The sequence below is a fragment of the Paenibacillus sp. E194 genome (assembly GCF_000935845.1).
GTDB lineage: Bacteria > Bacillota > Bacilli > Paenibacillales > Paenibacillaceae > Paenibacillus_B > Paenibacillus_B alvei_B.
Genome location: NZ_JMDX01000047.1, coordinates 14,146 through 32,483, shown reverse-complemented (window position 1 = coordinate 32,483; position 18,338 = coordinate 14,146). Strand labels below are relative to the sequence as shown.

The following is an 18,338-nucleotide window of genomic DNA, read 5'->3' as shown; positions in this document are numbered from 1 at the left end:
GACGAATCGAACAGGAGGTATTTGCAAGGCACGACCATCGAAGAAGTTGCAGCATCGATCAGCACAAGCTTGAAGAAGCAAGCACTTGCCGGGAAAATGGACGGTACGCTCGTGGATGTCGACACTGCGATCGAGCATGACAGCCTCGTCGAGATTGTCACAGCAGACAGCAAGGATGGTCTTTCCATCATTCGCCACAGTACAGCACATGTAATGGCGCAAGCCATTCAACGCATATATGGAGCCGATGCAGTTAAGCTCGGGATTGGTCCGGTCATTGAGGATGGTTTTTATTACGATATTGATATTGAAAAGCCATTGTCGACTGAAGATCTTGCGGCCATTGGACAAGAGATGTCTCGCATCATTCAGGAAAATCTGCCGATTCAACGCGAGGTAGTCAGCCGAGAAGAAGCGATTCGCCTATTTACAGAATTGAAGGAGCCGTTGAAGCTGGAGCTAATTCACAACCTGCCAGACGATGCGGTCATCAGCATTTACAAGCAGGGGGAATTCGTTGACCTGTGCCGCGGACCTCATGTTCCATCGACTGGGCGCATTAAGGCATTCAAGCTGATGAAGGTATCCGGCGCGTATTGGCGAGGGGATTCGAACAACAAAATGCTGCAGCGTGTATATGGAACGGCCTTTGCGAAGAAGGATCAGCTGGAAGAATATTTGCATATGCTTGATGAAGCGAAGAAGCGCGATCATCGCAAGCTTGGAACGGAGCTTGGGCTGTTCATGTTCTCCGAGGAAGCGCCTGGTATGCCTTTCTACTTGCCGAACGGGATGACGATTCGCACAGAGCTTGAGGATTTCGCGCGCGGACTTCAGCGAAGACGCGGCTATGACGAGGTGCGCACACCGCTTATGATGAACAACCGCTTATGGGAGCAGTCAGGGCACTGGGATCATTACAAGGACAATATGTACTTCACCAAGGTCGACGATACAACATTCGCTCTGAAGCCGATGAACTGCCCGGGGCATATGCTCATTTACAAAAATGGGCAGCACTCCTATCGTGAGCTTCCGATTCGCCTTGGCGAGTTCGGCCAAGTGCATCGGCATGAAATGTCCGGCGCCTTGAACGGTATGCTTCGGGTTCGTACGTTCTGTCAGGATGATGCCCATCTGTTCGTCCGTCCGGATCAGATCGAAGAGGAGATCGGCAAGATTATGGCCTTAATCGATCACATCTATAACGTGTTCGGCTTCGAGTATAAGATCGAGTTATCTACTCGGCCGGAGGATTCGATGGGCTCAGAGGAGCTGTGGAATGAGGCGGAGCAGGCATTGCAGCACGTATTGGATAAGCGCGGCGTCGAATATCGTGTTAATGAAGGGGACGGTGCCTTCTATGGGCCGAAGATCGACTTTCACATCTTGGATGCACTCAAGCGAAGCTGGCAGTGCGGCACGATTCAGCTGGACTTCCAGATGCCGGAGAAATTCGACCTGTCCTATATCGGAGAGGATAGCCTGAAGCATCGGCCTGTTGTTATTCACCGTGCGGTGTATGGGTCGATTGATCGGTTCATCGGCATATTGACAGAGCATTATGCAGGAGCATTCCCGACATGGCTTGCGCCCGTTCAGGTGGCGGTATTGCCTGTATCGGATCTTTTCGCCGACTACGCATATGAAGTGAAGGAGTCGCTGGAACAGGCGGGCATTCGGGTGCAAGTGGATGCGCGCAATGAGCGTCTAGGCTTCAAAATACGCGAAGCGCAGCAGAGCAAAGTTCCTTACATGCTCATTGTAGGAGAGCAGGAGCAGGCGAGCGGAAGCGTGTCCGTTCGCAAGCGGGGCGAGGGGGATCTGGGAATGCAGCCAATTCAACAACTTGCTGAACTGATTGAAAAGGAAATAATAGCCAAGGTGTAGAATACAATCTCATGAATTCGCATTTGAAAGCGAAGGAGATGAGTAGGCATGAATAATACAGGCTTGCGAACCTATACACAATTGGATGCTGACCAGCTTGAAGCACTGCACAGGTTGGAAGACATTTGCAATGAACACGATCAAATCATTTTGAAGTTGAACTGGGATTCACTACGTGCACGCACGGGTGATGTCGCTAACGACTATGTGTATGTTGTAGATGGTGAGATTGTTGGATTTCTCGGTATCTATCAGTTCTGTGCATCGGAGGTAGAGATAAGCGGGATGGTGCATCCCGACTATCGGCGTCAAGGCATATTCAGTCAGCTTGTTAAGGAAGCTCAGCAGGAGTGTGGGAGGCGCCAGGTGGAGAAACTCATCTTCATTTGCGCTCGACCTTCTTTATCCGGCAAGGAATATTTGGAGAGCATCGGTTCGAAGTGCAGCTTCTCCGAATATTGGATGACACTTACTGGAGAGCATGTGAAAGATGCCGATCATCACCCTGCAAAAATAGAATTACGTCAGGCAGAGGCCAGCGATGTGGATCTTCTCACACAATTGAACATGGATGGATTCGATATGAATGAAGAAGATGCAAGAGGGTATGTAGAGACGGCGATGCTCTCGCAGCAGGATTATATTTTTATTGCTGACTGCCAGCAGGAGAATGGAGATTGGCTGCCTATCGGGAAGATTCATGCTATGCGAGAAGAAGGCAGTGCATTTCTATTCGGCTTCAGTGTTCAACCTGAGCACAGAGGCAGAGGATACGGACGCTGGATTCTTCGCAGTATTATTGAGCGCATGAAGGAGCAGCAGCCAACTGCCAAGATTGAATTAGAAGTTGCAGTTGAGAATGAGCGGGCACTAGGGTTATACACGTCATGTGGGTTCCACGTGCGGAATATAAATGACTATTACGTACTAGAGCTAGCGTCGGATAGAGTGGAACAAGCTGCTTCCGACAATATTGTGGTCTAATAGTCGCTGGAACCGAAGCGTAATGAAGCATTAGATAGGCTAGAGCGAAGAGATTCGTTAATTTGCATAAGCAGTGCAGCACAAAGTTTGAAGTGCTGTACTGCTTTTTTGTTGTCTAAAGGAAAGGTTTGGATATAAAGGACTCTGCTTACCTTAATTACTTAAGAAACTCGTAAGAATGGAGTAAGAAAAAAGAGAACTCCAGGCTGTACGATGAAAGTAAGTTAAGCAGATCACGATTTTCATACAGGAAGGATTTGATTGTACATGATCTCCACCTTGGGCAACAAAATGCTGCAATCACTGTGGATGACGTGGGAGGCTGTATTTGAATTGATCACGCCTCTTCGAAGTGTATATCAGTCACAGTTCGGAATATGTAAGGTTGTCGTACGGACGCATCGAGGCACCTCCATTCTCTGTGAGGATGGAACCTATATTCATAAAGGCGACTATGTATGCGAGATTCACCTTGATAATCGGGAAGTGCTGGAGCTGTCTCGCTCCGTTGGTGCGGATCGGGCTGCACTTGTTACGGCGCGCAGGCTGCGTGATGCATTGAAGCAGGTCGGCCATGCTGTGAATACGAATCCGGAATTGGCTAAGGTGAAGGCGCTGACTGGGATAACACTGCTTCATCGCGGCATCACTTATGGATTAGGCTTCGAGCTGCACCCTCTGGAGACGAAGTGGATGCAGCGAGTATCTACCATATATCTGCGTTTGCTGCTCCGCATGCTGAATCCGGAGGGCGCCAAGCGCTTGAAGCAGCAGCGATCGAAGCTAGTGCCGAAGATGCTGATAATGTCTCGTGCCACGTTAATGGATCGATATGTGAATAGGGTGAAGGAGTAGGAGAGATAACATGGACAATATTATCGCAGGAATATTAATTGTACTGATCGCTATTTATATGGGGCTTCCTTTCTTATTGACCCGAATCTGCGGATGGGGCGTATTTCGCAAGGCGAGACGTAAGCGGGCACATCGTCATGTCGCGTTTACGTTCGATGATGGACCAGACCCGGATTATACGCCTGAACTGCTTGATTTATTGCGCGAGCGGGGCGCGAAGGCCACCTTTTTTGTTCTGGGCAGCAAGGCAGAGAAGGTATCCCGAGCTTGTGAAACGCATGCATGAAGAAGGCCATCAGATTGGCATCCACAATTATACGCATATGCCGAATTGGGTCATGACGCCTCGGAACATCAGGCGCGAGCATGTAGATCGTTCTGCGGACATCATTGAACGCATTACAGGGGAGCGGCCAACCTTCTATCGTCCTCCATGGGGAATATTGAATATGGGGGATCTGTTCCTGCTGCGCAAATCGTATCGGCTCGTGTTATGGTCAATTATTGCGCGAGATTGGAAGCTAGATACGGGAGAACGCAACTTGCGCAAACTGTTGTCAGAACGAATCGAGCCCGGATCCGTAATTGTACTGCATGATAGCGGAGACACGTTCGGTGCAGATAGAGAGGCCCCGAAGCAGATGATAACGGTGTTGCGAGACGTCCTGTCCGAAACGCATCGGCGCGGATTGAAATGTGTGCGTACAGATGAGTTGCTGAAGCTGGAGCATGCGGTGTAGAGGGGATAGGGAAGAGAGGAATGTAAGGCAAGTACGGAATAAGGAAGAACCGTCACTAGATTTTGTAAATGAGAAAAGGGTAAGCCTCTTTAAGATTTATTTGCGAAGCAGGTTGGCAACGAGTAGCAGCAACACAGAAAGAATCCGCTTATCCAGCGGATTCTTCGTGTTTATCACATAAATTGCTAGTAAATATGTTCAGTTTCGTTTCGTGGTAAGCACATGCTGAGAGGGCGCGACACTTAGGCAAAGTTCCACGTAATCGAGTCAGTTATACGGGAAACGAGCATTTTAGCAGCTTGATATCTATCTTCCGCATGGGTAATGGCAGAGATGACCGCGATCCCGTCTGCACCAGCTCGAATTACATGTGGCGCACGCTCTGCCGTAATGCCGCCAATGCCTACGATCGGCAGTGATGTTATCTCTGTTAGCCGTTGAATGATTGCAGTGCCTTGTGGCTCTAGAGCATCCTCTTTGGAAGCAGTCGAATAAATCGGCCCAACGCCGAGATAATCGGCGCCTTGTTCCTCAGCCAGTAGAGCCTCAGCTGCCGAATGAACGGACACGCCGAGTATTTTATTGCCGATGCGATCCCTGACTTGCGCCGCTTGCTCGTCGTTCTGGCCGACATGAACCCCGTCCGCATTCAAGGCAAGCGCTAGCTCTACATCATCGTTCACGAGGAAGGGGATGCCGTGTCTTCTGCACACCGACTGAATGCGCATAGCGAGTTCTTTCTTAGCTGGTGTCTTCAGCGCGTTTGCGCCCTTTTCCCGAAACTGTACTATCGTTACTCCTCCGCGAACGGCATCCTCGACAACCGCTGCAGGGTCACCCTCGCAATTGCCGCTGCCGAGCACGAGGTACAACCGCAAATAGGAACGCATGCGGGTATCTTCAATGCGACTATCTATACTTATCATCTGACCACCTCTTGCATCTGCCGCTGCCGATATGCCCAATGGTTGGTTGGGCCGTTGCCGCCGCCGAGCCCGAGCGTCTCCTCAATTGCATCTTGAATATAATGCCGAGCAGTACGAACTGCGTCGCTGGGAGCAGCGCCCTTCGCGAGCTCTGCCGCAATTGCTGCCGAGTAGGTGCAGCCCGTGCCGTGAGTATGATTCGTTGTGATTCTGCGGTGTTCCAGCAGTGTGAAGCGAGTTCCGTCATAGAACAGGTCAATAGCAAGCTCGGTCGTCATGTCGTGGCCGCCCTTGACGACGACCATTTTGGCACCGTAATCGGCAATTCTCATCGCGGCATCGCGCCGATCTTGCAAGGATACAATCTTCATACCCGCAAGCGCTTCTGCCTCTGGGATGTTCGGCGTGACAATCAGCGCAAGCGGCAGCAGGCGATTCTTCATGGCCTCTATGGCATCTTGCTGCAGCAGCTCTGCGCCTCCCTTGGCTATCATGACCGGGTCGACGACAACGTTGTTCAAACCGAATGCTTCTAGGCGACTCGCTACTGTCTCAATAATGTCTGCGCTGAACAGCATGCCTGTTTTGACAGCATCGACCCCGATATCTTCTACGACGGCATTCATCTGTTCCGCAACGGCTTCAGGCGGCAGCGGGTATACGCCATGAACGCCGCGCGTGTTCTGTACGGTCACAGCCGTAATCGCTGACATCCCGAATACATTCAGCTCTTGGAATGTCTTAATGTCAGCTTGAATGCCGGCGCCGCCGCCACTATCGGAACCAGCAATCGTCAATGCTCGTGCGACCGTCATAGCCATACCTTCCTTCTAACGGCAGCTTGACGAGGGATGATCATTGATGCTGCCGTATCGAATTGGTCGATCTCAGCCAAGGCATCAAGAAATGCAGTTTGGAAGCTGCCAGGACCTCGGTGGCCCGCTGTTCGATAGGCATGGGCGGCTGCGCCCCCATAATAAGACATCGCTGCGGCTCCTGCCAGCAATAAATCAGATTCTACCGCAGCAAATGCGCCGATGACCGATGTCAGCAGGCACCCGCTTCCTGTAATGTTCGTCAACATCGGATGACCGCCATTAATGATATAGCCGGTTGTGCCGTCTGTAATAACATCCTCTTTTCCTGAAATAGCAACGATGGTGCCGAAACGGTCAGCTGCCCGTGCAGCAAGATCGAACAACTCCTCAGGGGAACGAAGGGAGCTTTCAGACTCCATGCAATCCACGCCTTTAATCTCGCCAGCTTCACCCATCAACTGAGCAATTTCCGCGGCATTGCCGCGCACGATCGAGACGCGCAATTCCTTTAGCATCTTCACGGATACCTTCGTCCGGTACGGCGTTGCGCCTGCGCCTACTGGATCGAGAATAACCGGAATGCCATGCACATTCGCCGACCGCCCTGCGATTAGCATAGCTTCTATCATGTCTGTATCGAGCGTGCCAAGGTTCAATACGAGCGCATCTGCTGCCTTGGCCATGTCCGCTACCTCTTCCTTGGCTGAAGCCATCACAGGGGAGGCGCCAATGGCTAGCAGACCGTTAGCGGTAAAGTTGGCGACGACGATATTCGTCATATTGTGGATGAGGGGGCGCCGTTCCTTAATACGCTTTGGGAAGAGAGGCATATCATTCATCCTTGTTTCACCTCTGTCTTCTCCGTCAAGCCTACTGGCCAGTCTTCTACCTTATAAGCCATGTCCCAGAATAGATATTCCAACTGGCAGCTAGTCAGAAAATGCTTCTTCAGCTGCTGCTTGCGTGCTTGCGACAGCGATTCTGCCCATTCATCCAGCATTCGGCGCATTTTGTCCGTAACGCCGCCGCCGAGGTCTCCGTAGAAATGAATCCACTCATAGAACGGATGGGTCTCATCTGGATTCACTTCTTTTAGCAAACATTGTCCGATCTCCGTATAAGTCCATGGACATGGCAGCAAAGCCGCAATAATATCTTCCAGGGTTCCTTCATGGGCCACGGTAAGCATATGGGACACATAATGGCTCGCAGAAGGGGCGAGTGGGTAGCCTTGCAGTTCTTCGAACGTTACGCCTGCCACGTTACAAAAATTATGATGGGGGTGTGTCTCGCTATTCAGTACGAATGAGATTTGCTCGTTGAAAAGAGCCATTGTCTCTCGGTTGTCGCATTTGGAAATCGCAATGCCGTAAATCCGAATAAAGGCATTCAAATATTCAAAATCCTGCTTTACGTAGTGAATCAACTGTTCTTTCTTGACAGTACCCTCAGCAATACCCCGAACGAACGGATGCTCCATAATGGCATCGTATATCGGCTCCGCTTCATTTCTCAGTTCCTCCGTAAATGTAAGCATGAACAGCACCTCCGCATGATTAAGATAGGGGATGAATGCATGCTGAAATCTGGTCAAGGAGCACTTCGCGGCAGCCAAAAAAAGCCGCCCCGAAATGGAGCGGCTTCATCATGTCCATACAAAAAGACCATGAACCGGCCGGCTCCACTTCCCTCCGCCGGTATTACCCGGATCAGGTTCTAAGGGTCCAAGAATTCTTGTCTCAGCCGCCTATGCGGCTCCCCTAGTGGATTTCACGTCATATTCATCTTACGAACTACTTTAGCATTGATGGAGATAATTGTAAAACGTTAGTTTTCTGAACCATTCGGTCAAAACGATAACTTGTTAGTGATTCGAGCGAAGTTTCTAATTGCAATTGACGCTGCGACAATTGATACAATAACCTCATAAGGCGCCTTATGATACGTCAAGTGACAGAGGTTGATGATAGTGATGAGCAACATGATAGGAATCGACAAGTTATCGCAGGAAATCGGTGTGACGAGCCGTACCCTGCGCCACTGGGAGTCGCAGGGGCTGTTTGTGAGTCAGCGCGATTCCAGTTCTGGCTGGAGGATGTATGATGAACAGACCGTGCTTGCAATCCGTATAACTGCATGGTTAAGAGGGTTCGATATTGGGATTAAAGAGATTAAAGTGGTGCTGGCGGATATGACGTTCCGAACCGCACATCAGGTAATGACTCAGTATGCAAACGAGATGAATGATCACAAAAATGAGTGCATTTCGAAGGAAATAACATTGAAGAAATGGTTGGAGCAGTCGCACAAGTACCTCAATGAACCGATTACGGCTCAATTGCTGTTGCAATTAAGTCATGTACCCTCCCTACATTCAAATATGAAACATGAGGTGACAATGCCGATGAGCAATCAGTGGAATTATTATCCATCATCAATCAAATTCGTAACCCTTCCACCAATGAGAATGGCCAGCCATGTTGTCGTAAGCGCATCTCCAGAGGAAGAAGCGATCGAATCATTAGCAGACTGGCTCGTGCAAGCTGAGCTGCAAGGAACGGCACGGCTATTTGGAAAAAATGAAGAACCACTCCCTGAGTTTGAATCGAACGTTTACGATTACGGTTATGGTGTATATGCTTCAATCCCAGAGAATATCGACATACCTAGTGATTTTACGGAGGCTAGGTTTTCCGGCGGGGTATATGCCATGATGGAGAGTACGGATGATATTACGGGATCGTGGCAATTATTGATGGAGAAATTGAACGAGCATCCTGACTACGAGCCTGATTCGGAGGCAAGATTCTGCTTGGAGGAGCACATACGAAATGACAACCCAGCAGGAAGCAGCAACGCTTATTGGCTGCAGTTATTCGAGCCAGTTCGAAAGAGAATAAAATAATATACATGAATCCCCGGTACAAGCATAGCGCCGGGGATTGTGTATTTCAAGGGGGATAGGAGAGAGGGCTGCTCGCTTTGCGTTTTCTTTATTAAGAAGTGGAAGTTGCGAGCGGTCGCATGATGCGTTTGCGTTGATGGAATGTGGCAATTTCGGCTAGACCGTGCTGCTGAAGCATAAGGGAATTGTTCGCCACGTATTTGCCGACGTCGTCTGGAAAGTGAGAATCCGATGACAGGGTAAAGGGGACATCATGTCGAAGCAGAACATCGATAAAGGAGGAACTCGGACACATCTCCTTGACCGGGTAGCGGTAGAACAGTCCTGCATTTACCTCTGTAGCTGTATTTGTCCGTTTCAATGCTTGTGCGATTCGCTCGTAGTACGGGAGAAGCAACTCTTCAGATGGGCGATAATTAAATACTTTTAAATTGTCCAAATGGGCGGCAATATCGAACAGACCGCTGTTAATCATTCGTTCGACATCATCGAAAAAGCATCCGTACAGTTCACACAGATCAACCTGCTCGAAGCGGAACTGAGTCTCGGGATTATCGAATCCCCATCCATCCACATAGTGAATCGACCCGATCACGTAGTCCCAATCCGCCATTGCAATGAATGATTCCAAGTCCTTCTCTCCACCTGCAAAATAATCCGCCTCTAATCCAATACGTAGCTCGACTCCCTGCTCGGCCCATCTGGGCTTTGCTGCCTGAATGGCAGCCGCGAAATCCTCTATCCGCTCGTTGCATACTTGATGCAGCCATGTATGCTGAAGGCGGCCTAGCGGGGAGTCTCCGCTATCGAGGTGACGTTCGAAGTAGGGGAGCGTCTCTCGAAACCGATAGAGATGATCTACGATTCCGACCTCCCGCAGTCCTTTGCGCAGCGCTTCTTGCAAATAGAGATCGAGCCATGATTCGTCATAAGCTCCTCGCTGCAGTCTTGTATGCATACGCGCATAACTCGCTTCGAGCCATGCACGGGAATGGCGTGGTTCAGCAATTGTATGGAAGTGATCGAATGCTTGATTCGTACGATCAAGCCAGCGGAACGAATAAGGGCCTTCCTCCAAATGCATATGGTAGTCTACATAATACAGCATAATGATCGCATCCCATCCTATGTCATAGTGGCTCATTCGTGATGTATAAAGTGATGTGTTATTTCGACATATAACTTAGCTGTGTTCTTATGGCTCGCGAGCGGGCGTAATCCAACCTACTTGCAATCCGCTGCGCTTCCATTTATCCGGCATAGGTGCATCGCATATGATGGCGGTGACCTTGCTCATGTCACAGATGCGGCACAGCTGTGTCTCCCCGAGCTTGGTACAATCTCCAAGCACATATACCTGCTCGGATTGCTCAATCATTAAGGTGGAGCAGATCGATTCTTCCATGTCGTAATCACTGATTCCCGCTGGTGTCATTCCTGCGCAGGAGATGAATGCCTTATTGAAGTGGAAACGTGTAAGCAGTTCACAGGTTAAGGCGCCTGCAATCGACTTCTGCTCTGGATGCGTAACTCCCCCGAGTACGATGACTTTGCCGTCAAATCGTTTGGCTTCCAGCCGTTCCACGAGCAGTTCGGCAGCAGGAATAGAATTCGTCACGATCGTAACGCCGACGACACCGCGTATGGCGCGAATAAGCTCAACAGTCGTCGTACCTACATCAACCACGATTGTATCTCCGTCTTGAATGAGCGCGGCCGCAGCTTCCCCGATTGCTTTCTTTGCCGACTGCTCGATGCTTCGTTTTTTATCAAAATGCGGTTCTATCTTCACATGCGAATACGCAACCGCGCCTCCGTACACGCGCTTAAGCATCTGCTTCGCTTCCAGCTCATCGAGATCCCTGCGAATGGTCTCGGGCGTAACCGTCAATACGCTGGCGAGGGAAGCAACTTGAATTTTGCCATGTCGATTCAGCTGTTCTAAAATATGCTGTCTACGTTCTTCAGGCAGTAGCATCATGAAGCGGAATCACGTCCTTCGGATGGAGGTATACCGTCGTGGTAGAGCCGATGCTCACCCAATCGGAATTGCGATGAATCTGATCGACGACGACATGCTGACCCTGAACCGTTAGTTCCATACGCGTAATGTTGCCAAGCATGGTCACATTGCGTACCGTTCCTGTTACGGCCATGCCGCCAACGAGCGGCTGTTCGCAGAACGTCTCTGGTCGAATGGCATACAGCTTGCTGCCTGCAAGCGTGTAGTCTGGTACGATTTGCCCCAAGGCTTCGGCATTCCATACGTTATAGCTGCCAATGAATTTGGCGACGAACTCGCTGTTAGGCTGCGTATAAATCTCCTGTGGAGAACCATGCTGCGCGATATTGCCTGCATTCATGATGTATATGTGATCACTGACGGCCATCGCTTCTTCTTGGTCATGCGTAACAAGTACTGTTGTCATGTTCAATTCACGTTGAATGGAGCGCAGCTGCTGCTGCAGGTTTTTACGAATTTGCGCGTCAAGCGCACTAAGCGGTTCGTCCAGCAGCAATACCTTTGGTTTCGTAACAAGCGAGCGGGCGAGTGCGACACGCTGCTGTTGCCCACCAGAGAGCTCACGCGGGAAAGACTCCTCCTTGCCTTGAAGCCCGGTGAGTTCAATCATTTCGCCAACTGCACGGCGAATCGCATCACGCGGCATCTTCTTCATCGTCAAGCCGAAGGCAATATTGTCGGCCACCGTCATGTTCGGGAACAGTGCATAGGATTGGAACACCATGCCGATCTCCCGATCCTTTGGTTCGACAGCCGTCACGTCCTTGCCATCAATGTGAATCGTTCCGCCGTCGAGCGGAGTCAGTCCGGACAGGATGCGAAGCAATGTGCTTTTGCCACAGCCGCTTGGGCCGAGGAGTGTCACCAGTTCGCCTTTTTGAATATGAAGATCAATACTGTTCAGCACCTTTTGTTTATGGAACGTCTTGGTCACTTGATTCATCTGTACGTAGCTCATTTAAGAAGCCTCCCTGCTCATTGTTGCTTGGGTAGTCGGAATGCTGTTGCTCACGATGTCTTCTTCTGGCTCTGCAACTGACTTGGAAGTGCGGCCTGTCAGCTTCACGATCCACGCGCTCAATATGGCCATCAGAATGAAGTAGGTTACAGTAATGGCGCTCGCGATATGGCCGCTCTTATTCAGCTGTGCATACAGGAAGAGCTGCATGGTCTCGAAGCGTCCTCCGACAAGAATATTAATGAGCACGAACTCTCCGAATAAAATCGAGAAGGAGAGGAGTGCGGATACAAGAATGCCCGGCATAATGTTCGGAACAATCACGTGCAGAAATGCTTTCATGCGGTTGGCTCCCAGCAGCTCAGCAGCTTCCATCAATGATCCTGCCTGAACAGCGCGCAAGCTGTTGCGCGTCCCTTGGTACATGAACGGCAGCATGCCAATGACATAGGCACCGAAGACGATAATAATCATGGAGAAGCCTTTGCCAGAGTAGGCGCGAATCAAGCCGACAGCCATAATAACGCCAGGTACGGCATAGGTAAGCATGACGAGCGTCTGAACCCAGCGCTCCAGCTTCGGTGCATACAGGGAAATCGCGAACGTAGCTGGCACGATGACGATGACTGCTGTTACGGTAGCGATGCTGCTGAGGAGTAGGGAACGGCCGAATGCCTGCATGAAGCGGGTATCCTGGAAAAGCTCGCCGAACCATTTCAATGTTAAGCCTTCGGGTAGAATTGTTTGATTCCAAGATGTCGCCAAGGAATAGAGCATGGTAGCGATGACCGGAATGAACAAATAGAGCAATACCGCTGCAAAGGCTAGCGTTGGCAGAGAATGAGTCAATCGTTTCATAGCAGATCCCTCCGAACTTTGCGCGTCAGCCATTCATTGACGAGCATGGCTGCAAGCAGCGTCAAGCCGAGCAGTACGCCCAAGGCGCTGCCGAGCTCGGGACGAGCGAAGATGTCTCCCGAGACGAGTGCGCCGATACGTACAGGTACAAGGTTATAGTTGCTTCCTGTCAGGGCATAAGCTGATGCATACGCACCCATGGCATTCGCGAACAAGATACTGAATGTGCCCGCGATACCTGGAAGCAGTACAGGCAGACCGATACGCTTCCAAAATTGAAACGGTGATGCCCCCAGCAGGGAAGCGGCTTCCTTCCAGTTGTCTTGAATCGCATGGTACATCGGGTAGAGCAGCATAATGGCCAGCGGAAGCTGGAAATACACATAAATAACGGTCAATCCCGACCATGAATACAGATTGAATGATGCCGTCATGTCAATGCCGAATTGGCGGAACAGCAGCGTGAACAGTCCGCTGTTGCCAAGCAGGACAATGAAGGCGAAGGCGAGCGGGATGCCTGCGAAATTTGATGTCAGGTTCGTAATGACAAGCAGCCGCTCTTGTACGCGCTTCGGAAAACGGGTAAGGGCATACGTTGCAAATACGGCGGCAATGATGCCGATAAGGCTGGACAGCAAGGAGATGAGAATGCTGTTCTCAAATGCCTTCCAGTAATAGGGGTTCGTAAAAATTTCTTTGTATTGATTGAATGTAAATGCCCCGCCGCCATCCTCTTGAAAGCTTCCCGAAATCATCGTGAAGAGCGGGACGAACATGAATAGCGCCACAAAGATAAGCAGCGGGATAATCGTGATGTACAGCATGCTGTTGATCCGTTTCATGTGCGAGCTCCTTTCCAAAATCAGTACTTGTTGAGTTACTCCGTGATAAAAAAACTCCTATCGAGGTAACTCATGATGAGCGACCGCGTCTAAAGGTACGTTTTTTTCATTCTAGAATGATCAAAAGTTCGCTTTTCAGCACCGAGAAGGTTGCATAAACTCGAAGCCTATGCTTCCGATGAGAGTTTTGCTTCACAAAACTTGTAACGAGCAGCGGAGTGTAGGCGAGACTACATGAGCAGCTAAAATGTTTCCGAAGGAAACATACTTCGAAAGCAGACACTATTCGAGAGTGAGTGCAAGATTCGATGTCGAGTTACCTCCTGATTTACTTCGTGATAAAAAACTCCTATCGAGGTAACCCATGATGAGCGACCGCGTCTAAAGGTATGTTTTTTTCCATTCTAGAAAGCCTTCGTGCCACACTGCACGTAATCTTTCTAGAATGATCAAAAGCGAACCGGTGAAGAAAAGGCGCCTCCTTACGGAGACGCCGGCATGAACTCCAACATAGTTAGCGGCTGCATCGCTTCCGATGGGGCAATGCCGAGCAAGCGGCAGGCAAGCGGCGCCAACTGCAATTGAGGTACTTCCTGTTCATAGATGTCAGGGGGTACCTGATTGCTAATGACGAACAGTGGAACATGGCGTTCGGCATCTGTCGTTCCGCCGTGATTGCCATCATTGTTCATGCCATGGTCAGCCGTAACAATAATCTGATAGCCTGCCTCCATCCAAGCTGGCAGCACGCTTGCAAGAATAATGTCCGCCGCCAGTGCGCGGTTGCGATATTGCGCCGAATCTCCAGTGAACTTATGTCCGTCATCATCAATGTTCATCGAATGGACGTACAAGAAGTCTGGAGCATATTGCGTGAGCAAGAAGTTCGCATCAGCGAACAGGTGCGAGTCAGGATAGTGATCTTCGAAGTAGAAGATGCCATGCTGAATCGGCTTGTCTGTATCGATCTGAATGCGATCAACAGCCGGATGGAACGGAGCTGAGTTATACAACTCGCTTACCCAATAGTAAGAAGCAGTCGCATTTGTAAGACCTTGTTCCCGAGTTAAGTGGAACAGACTGTGCTCATGCGATAACCGCACAGTCTGGTTCGTTGCAATCCCGTGGCGCCATACCGGAGTTCCGGTCATCAGCACCTCATAGAGCGGGCGAGACAGGCTTGGCAGCTCGGAGCGCACTTTGTAGCGCGCAGCCTTTCCGTATTCCACCAAGTGTTGCATATATCCCATTTGTGTGACGGCGGTATCATAGCGAAGGCCGTCCAGCATGATGAAGATGAGCTTATTGTGATTGTGCGAGCGGTTCGTGATGTTATTTGACATGAATAAGTACCTGCTCCTGCCACAGCTGTGGAAGCTGCTTCGTTGTTTCTTCCCATGCCTTCAAATCTTTCACAGGCTGTGCGTTTTTGTACATTTCATCCGGAAGAAGCATTGCCTTTGCATCGACAGCCAGCTTCGCGTTGGAGCGGATTGGACGAGCATAGCCACGAGCCAAGTTGGATTGCCCTTCATCGGACAAAATGTATTCACGTGCGAGCATCGCTGCATGCGGATGCTTCGAGTACTTGTTAATGACTGTTGCATAGCCGCTTGTTGCAGAAGCTTCCTGTGGGATGACTACTTCGAAGCGGTTTTTGTCGATTTTGTCACGGTAGCCTAGTGCGTTGAAGTCCCACAGGAATCCAACTTCGACTTCGCCTTTTTCCAAGTTCGCAAGACCCGCATCATTGGAAGCGAGACGGCCTTGCTTCGCCAGGTCAGCGAAGAAGTCGATGCCTGGTTGAATGTTCTTCTCGTCACCGCCGAATGCGTAAGCAGCCGCAAGAACTGCGAATTGTGCCTGGTTTGCCTTCATAACGTCGCCAACAGCGACTTTGAATGTTCCATTTTTAATGTCTGCCCAAGACTTCGGGGGGGTTGCCACTTTGTTCTTATCTGTAATGATGGACAATGTACCCGTGTAGCCGAGCAGCCAGTGTCCTTCATCATCCTTAGCCCAGTCCGGAATGTCATTCCAGTAAGATGTTTTGTATGGCAGCGTGAGACCTTTTTGCTTCGCAAGGGGTCCGAATGCGATACCGACATCGCCGATATCAGCAGTTGCGTCGTCTTTCTCCGACTCGAACTTCGCCAGTTCTTCAGCACTGGACATATCTGTATCGGTATGTTTCAAGCTATATTTCGTTCCTAAATCGTTCCACGTTTGCACCCAGTTCGCCCAAGTGTCAGGCATGCCGACCGAGTTGACTTGCCCTTCTTGTTTGGCCTTTTCCACAATTTGATCCAAGGTCAGCTTGGAAGCGTCGACTGCTTCGTTTGCAGCTTGTCCAGATGAGCAGCCTGCAAGCAAAAATGCGGAAGCAAGTACGGTTGCTGTCCATTTCATGAAACGATGAGTTCGCATGAGTTCATGACTCCTTTTTCATTTAGTTTTCGTTTTGTTTTCCTTCTGTTTACGCCTCTAATCATAAACAAACAAAGTTAAACCAACATCAAGCGGGTGATAAGGTATTGTAAAGGCAGAACCGGAATAACTTCTCGGCGTCAGAATGGCATGGTGGGGGAAGTATGGCATGAATATGAAAAATATGGATCATTATATGGATGGACACGTATCAAAGAGTATTGGTATTTCTAAGAATGGGGGAGAAGGATATTGTCTAGGCAAACGATTGCGATCGTAGGAGGAACAGGTACAGTAGGGAAGCATGTGGCTGCGACAGCAATTGAACAAGGATATTCGGTTCGCATTCTAGCTCGTCGTCCAGAGCGAGTCCAATTGAAGTCACCGCACGCCATTATAATAGAAGGAAACGTATCAGACGAAACTGCGATTCATTCCCTTTTGGCGGGAAGTGATGCCGTGATTAATACTTTTGGTCAACCGATGCGGGACAAGCCATTCTATAGTGAAGTGACTATGCGTTTGTTGGAAACAATGAAGGAAGCAGGTATTCGAAGGTACATTGGGGTTACAGGAGGATCACTTGATATTGAAGGGGATCGCAAGTCCTGGATGAACCGAATGGGCGCACGCTTATTTCGCTTACTTTATGGGGACTTTATTCGGGACAGGCAGCGGGAGCTCAGTGTGCTTCGGGAGAGCGATGTGGATTGGACGCTTGTGCGATTGCCATTCGTGCATGAACGCGATGTCATGAAGTCAGTAAAGGTTGATCAATATGATATGCCGGGTACGAAAATATCAAATAGCCATATTGCACGGTTTCTCGTAGATCAAGTACAAGACGCTGCTTTTCTACGAAAAACACCGTTTATTTCACAATAATATTCCTACTAATGGAATGGGATTTTACCAACATTTGCGGTATAATCTTGAATGAAGAAGACGATCTACGTTATACTCTTCTCACTACAAATCTCGTGTAAAAAGGGAGTTAGCGAAATGGAAAAGGTACTTATTTTCGGACATAAAAATCCAGACACCGATACGATTTGCTCCGCAATCGCATATGCAGACTTGAAAACACAATTGGGCTTCAACGTTGAACCGGTTCGTCTTGGCAGCGTGAACGGAGAAACTCAATTTGCTTTGGATACCTTCCAAGCAGAAGCGCCTCGTTTGGTAGAGACGGTAGCGAATGAAGTAAAAGGGGTTATTCTTGTTGACCATAACGAGCGTCAGCAAAGTGCAAACGATATCGAACAAGTGGAAGTGCTTGAAGTTATCGACCACCACCGCATTGCGAACTTTGAGACAAGCGGTCCATTGTACTACCGTGCTGAGCCTGTAGGCTGCACAGCGACGATCTTGAACAAAATGTACAAAGAAAACGGCAAAACGATCAGCAAGAACATCGCTGGCTTGATGCTGTCCGCAATCATCTCCGATTCCTTGTTGTTCAAATCCCCAACTTGCACAGAGCAAGACGTAGCAGCTGCTCGTGAGCTGGCTGAGATCGCTGGTGTAGACGTTGAGAAGTACGGATTGGACATGCTCAAAGCTGGTGCTGACTTGAGCCAGAAAACAATTGCTGAGCTGATCTCCCTTGATGCGAAAGAATTCTCCATGGGCAGCTCCAAGGTTGAAATCGCACAAGTGAACGCAGTAGACGTGAACGATGTACTGTCCCGTCAAGCTGAAGTGGAAGCGGCTTTGAACGACATTATCGCAACGAAAGGTCTTGACCTCTTCGTATTCGTGGTAACAGATATCTTGAACAGTGACTCTGTAGCGCTGGCACTTGGTTCCAAGACAGACGCAGTTGAGAAAGCGTACAATGTTACGTTGGAAAACAATACAGCATTGCTGAAAGGCGTTGTTTCCCGTAAGAAGCAAATCGTGCCTGTACTGACAGATACGCTTAGCAAGTAATTGATGTCATCCTATATGAAGCAGATGAGGTTCATCTGTTATACAATGGCTGTTTCCCTTATGGGAAACGGTCGTTTTTTTATGAGGAGGCTAGAGAACAGAGGGGAAGGGAACAGGATAGAGGGATCCATTTCCATTTGTAGAATACGTAAGGGATATGTTCTCTATATGATGAGCCAG

Annotated in this window: 19 protein-coding genes and 1 riboswitch; of the genes, 8 read left to right on the top strand and 11 right to left on the bottom strand. The window is 49.5% G+C overall.

Going from position 1 to position 18,338, the window contains the following annotated elements; genetic code table 11:
- The 5 genes from thrS to AZ66_RS33505 form a co-directional block, all read left to right on the top strand.
- Positions 1 to 1,890 (top strand): threonine--tRNA ligase (gene thrS / locus AZ66_RS09145; RefSeq protein WP_082061513.1); only part of this gene is annotated, 1,890 nt, incomplete at its 5' end.
- A 48-nt stretch (positions 1,891 to 1,938) separates the two neighbouring features.
- Positions 1,939 to 2,874, top strand: coding sequence for a GNAT family N-acetyltransferase (locus AZ66_RS09140; RefSeq protein ID WP_044354563.1), 936 nt, complete (start codon positions 1,939 to 1,941; stop codon positions 2,872 to 2,874).
- Between the two features lie 267 nt (positions 2,875 to 3,141).
- A complete protein-coding gene (locus AZ66_RS09135) occupies positions 3,142 to 3,729 on the top strand; it encodes a YkoP family protein (RefSeq protein WP_044354568.1) in 588 nt (195 codons plus the stop codon).
- A 10-nt stretch (positions 3,730 to 3,739) separates the two neighbouring features.
- The gene (locus AZ66_RS33510; RefSeq protein ID WP_331436887.1) at positions 3,740 to 4,015 is read left to right on the top strand and encodes a polysaccharide deacetylase family protein; all 276 of its coding nucleotides are present in this window, start codon (positions 3,740 to 3,742) and stop codon (positions 4,013 to 4,015) included.
- Entirely contained in the window at positions 4,008 to 4,469 is a 462-nt protein-coding gene (locus tag AZ66_RS33505; protein WP_331436888.1) for a polysaccharide deacetylase family protein, read from the top strand. Before AZ66_RS33510 ends, AZ66_RS33505 begins: the two co-directional genes overlap by 8 nt.
- Positions 4,470 to 4,711: 242 nt before the next feature.
- On the opposite strand, the gene thiE is transcribed toward AZ66_RS33505, so the two are convergent.
- From thiE to tenA, 4 genes are read right to left on the bottom strand one after another with little or no spacing between them, the layout of a single operon-like run.
- A complete protein-coding gene (gene thiE / locus AZ66_RS09125; protein WP_044354562.1) occupies positions 4,712 to 5,395 on the bottom strand; it encodes a thiamine phosphate synthase in 684 nt (227 codons plus the stop codon).
- Positions 5,392 to 6,216, bottom strand: a complete 825-nt coding sequence (gene thiD, locus AZ66_RS09120) for a bifunctional hydroxymethylpyrimidine kinase/phosphomethylpyrimidine kinase (protein ID WP_082061511.1) — start codon at positions 6,214 to 6,216, stop codon at positions 5,392 to 5,394. The genes thiE and thiD overlap by 4 nt, the downstream gene beginning before the upstream one ends.
- A complete protein-coding gene (gene thiM, locus AZ66_RS09115) occupies positions 6,207 to 7,052 on the bottom strand; it encodes a hydroxyethylthiazole kinase (RefSeq protein ID WP_044354560.1) in 846 nt (281 codons plus the stop codon). The genes thiD and thiM overlap by 10 nt, the downstream gene beginning before the upstream one ends.
- The gene (gene tenA / locus AZ66_RS09110) at positions 7,049 to 7,750 is read right to left on the bottom strand and encodes a thiaminase II (protein ID WP_044354567.1); all 702 of its coding nucleotides are present in this window, start codon (positions 7,748 to 7,750) and stop codon (positions 7,049 to 7,051) included. The genes thiM and tenA overlap by 4 nt, the downstream gene beginning before the upstream one ends.
- A 132-nt stretch (positions 7,751 to 7,882) precedes the next feature.
- Positions 7,883 to 7,985: riboswitch (TPP riboswitch) on the bottom strand.
- Positions 7,986 to 8,185: 200 nt separating this feature from the next.
- On the opposite strand from tenA, the gene AZ66_RS09105 reads away from it, so the two are divergent.
- Positions 8,186 to 9,118, top strand: coding sequence for a MerR family transcriptional regulator (locus AZ66_RS09105; RefSeq protein ID WP_044354559.1), 933 nt, complete (start codon positions 8,186 to 8,188; stop codon positions 9,116 to 9,118).
- Between the two features lie 91 nt (positions 9,119 to 9,209).
- Here AZ66_RS09105 and AZ66_RS09100 read toward each other — a convergent pair whose 3' ends face one another.
- The 7 genes from AZ66_RS09100 to AZ66_RS09070 form a co-directional block, all read right to left on the bottom strand.
- Positions 9,210 to 10,226, bottom strand: coding sequence for a histidinol phosphate phosphatase domain-containing protein (locus AZ66_RS09100; protein ID WP_044354558.1), 1,017 nt, complete (start codon positions 10,224 to 10,226; stop codon positions 9,210 to 9,212).
- Between the two features lie 87 nt (positions 10,227 to 10,313).
- Entirely contained in the window at positions 10,314 to 11,099 is a 786-nt protein-coding gene (locus AZ66_RS09095; RefSeq protein ID WP_044354557.1) for a DeoR/GlpR family DNA-binding transcription regulator, read from the bottom strand.
- Positions 11,083 to 12,099: an ABC transporter ATP-binding protein gene (locus tag AZ66_RS09090; protein ID WP_044354556.1), complete on the bottom strand. Its 1,017-nt coding sequence runs from the start codon at positions 12,097 to 12,099 to the stop codon at positions 11,083 to 11,085. The genes AZ66_RS09095 and AZ66_RS09090 overlap by 17 nt, the downstream gene beginning before the upstream one ends.
- On the bottom strand, positions 12,100 to 12,957 hold the full coding sequence (locus AZ66_RS09085; RefSeq protein ID WP_044354555.1) for an ABC transporter permease: 858 nt from the start codon (positions 12,955 to 12,957) through the stop codon (positions 12,100 to 12,102). It abuts the gene before it with no gap.
- Complete coding sequence (locus AZ66_RS09080) at positions 12,954 to 13,799, bottom strand: ABC transporter permease (RefSeq protein WP_044354554.1); 846 nt, start codon at positions 13,797 to 13,799, stop codon at positions 12,954 to 12,956. Before AZ66_RS09080 ends, AZ66_RS09085 begins: the two co-directional genes overlap by 4 nt.
- A 482-nt stretch (positions 13,800 to 14,281) precedes the next feature.
- Complete coding sequence (locus tag AZ66_RS09075; protein WP_044354553.1) at positions 14,282 to 15,142, bottom strand: alkaline phosphatase family protein; 861 nt, start codon at positions 15,140 to 15,142, stop codon at positions 14,282 to 14,284.
- Positions 15,132 to 16,226 carry an ABC transporter substrate-binding protein gene (locus AZ66_RS09070; RefSeq protein ID WP_044354552.1) on the bottom strand — a complete coding sequence of 365 codons (1,095 nt, stop codon included), beginning with the start codon at positions 16,224 to 16,226 and terminating at the stop codon, positions 15,132 to 15,134. The genes AZ66_RS09075 and AZ66_RS09070 overlap by 11 nt, the downstream gene beginning before the upstream one ends.
- A 252-nt stretch (positions 16,227 to 16,478) precedes the next feature.
- Between AZ66_RS09070 and AZ66_RS09065 the strand changes: the two genes are divergently transcribed.
- Complete coding sequence (locus AZ66_RS09065) at positions 16,479 to 17,111, top strand: NAD(P)-dependent oxidoreductase (protein ID WP_044354551.1); 633 nt, start codon at positions 16,479 to 16,481, stop codon at positions 17,109 to 17,111.
- 117 nt (positions 17,112 to 17,228) lie between these two features.
- Positions 17,229 to 18,158 carry a manganese-dependent inorganic pyrophosphatase gene (locus tag AZ66_RS09060; RefSeq protein ID WP_021259578.1) on the top strand — a complete coding sequence of 310 codons (930 nt, stop codon included), beginning with the start codon at positions 17,229 to 17,231 and terminating at the stop codon, positions 18,156 to 18,158.
- Positions 18,159 to 18,338: the final 180 nt, after the last annotated feature.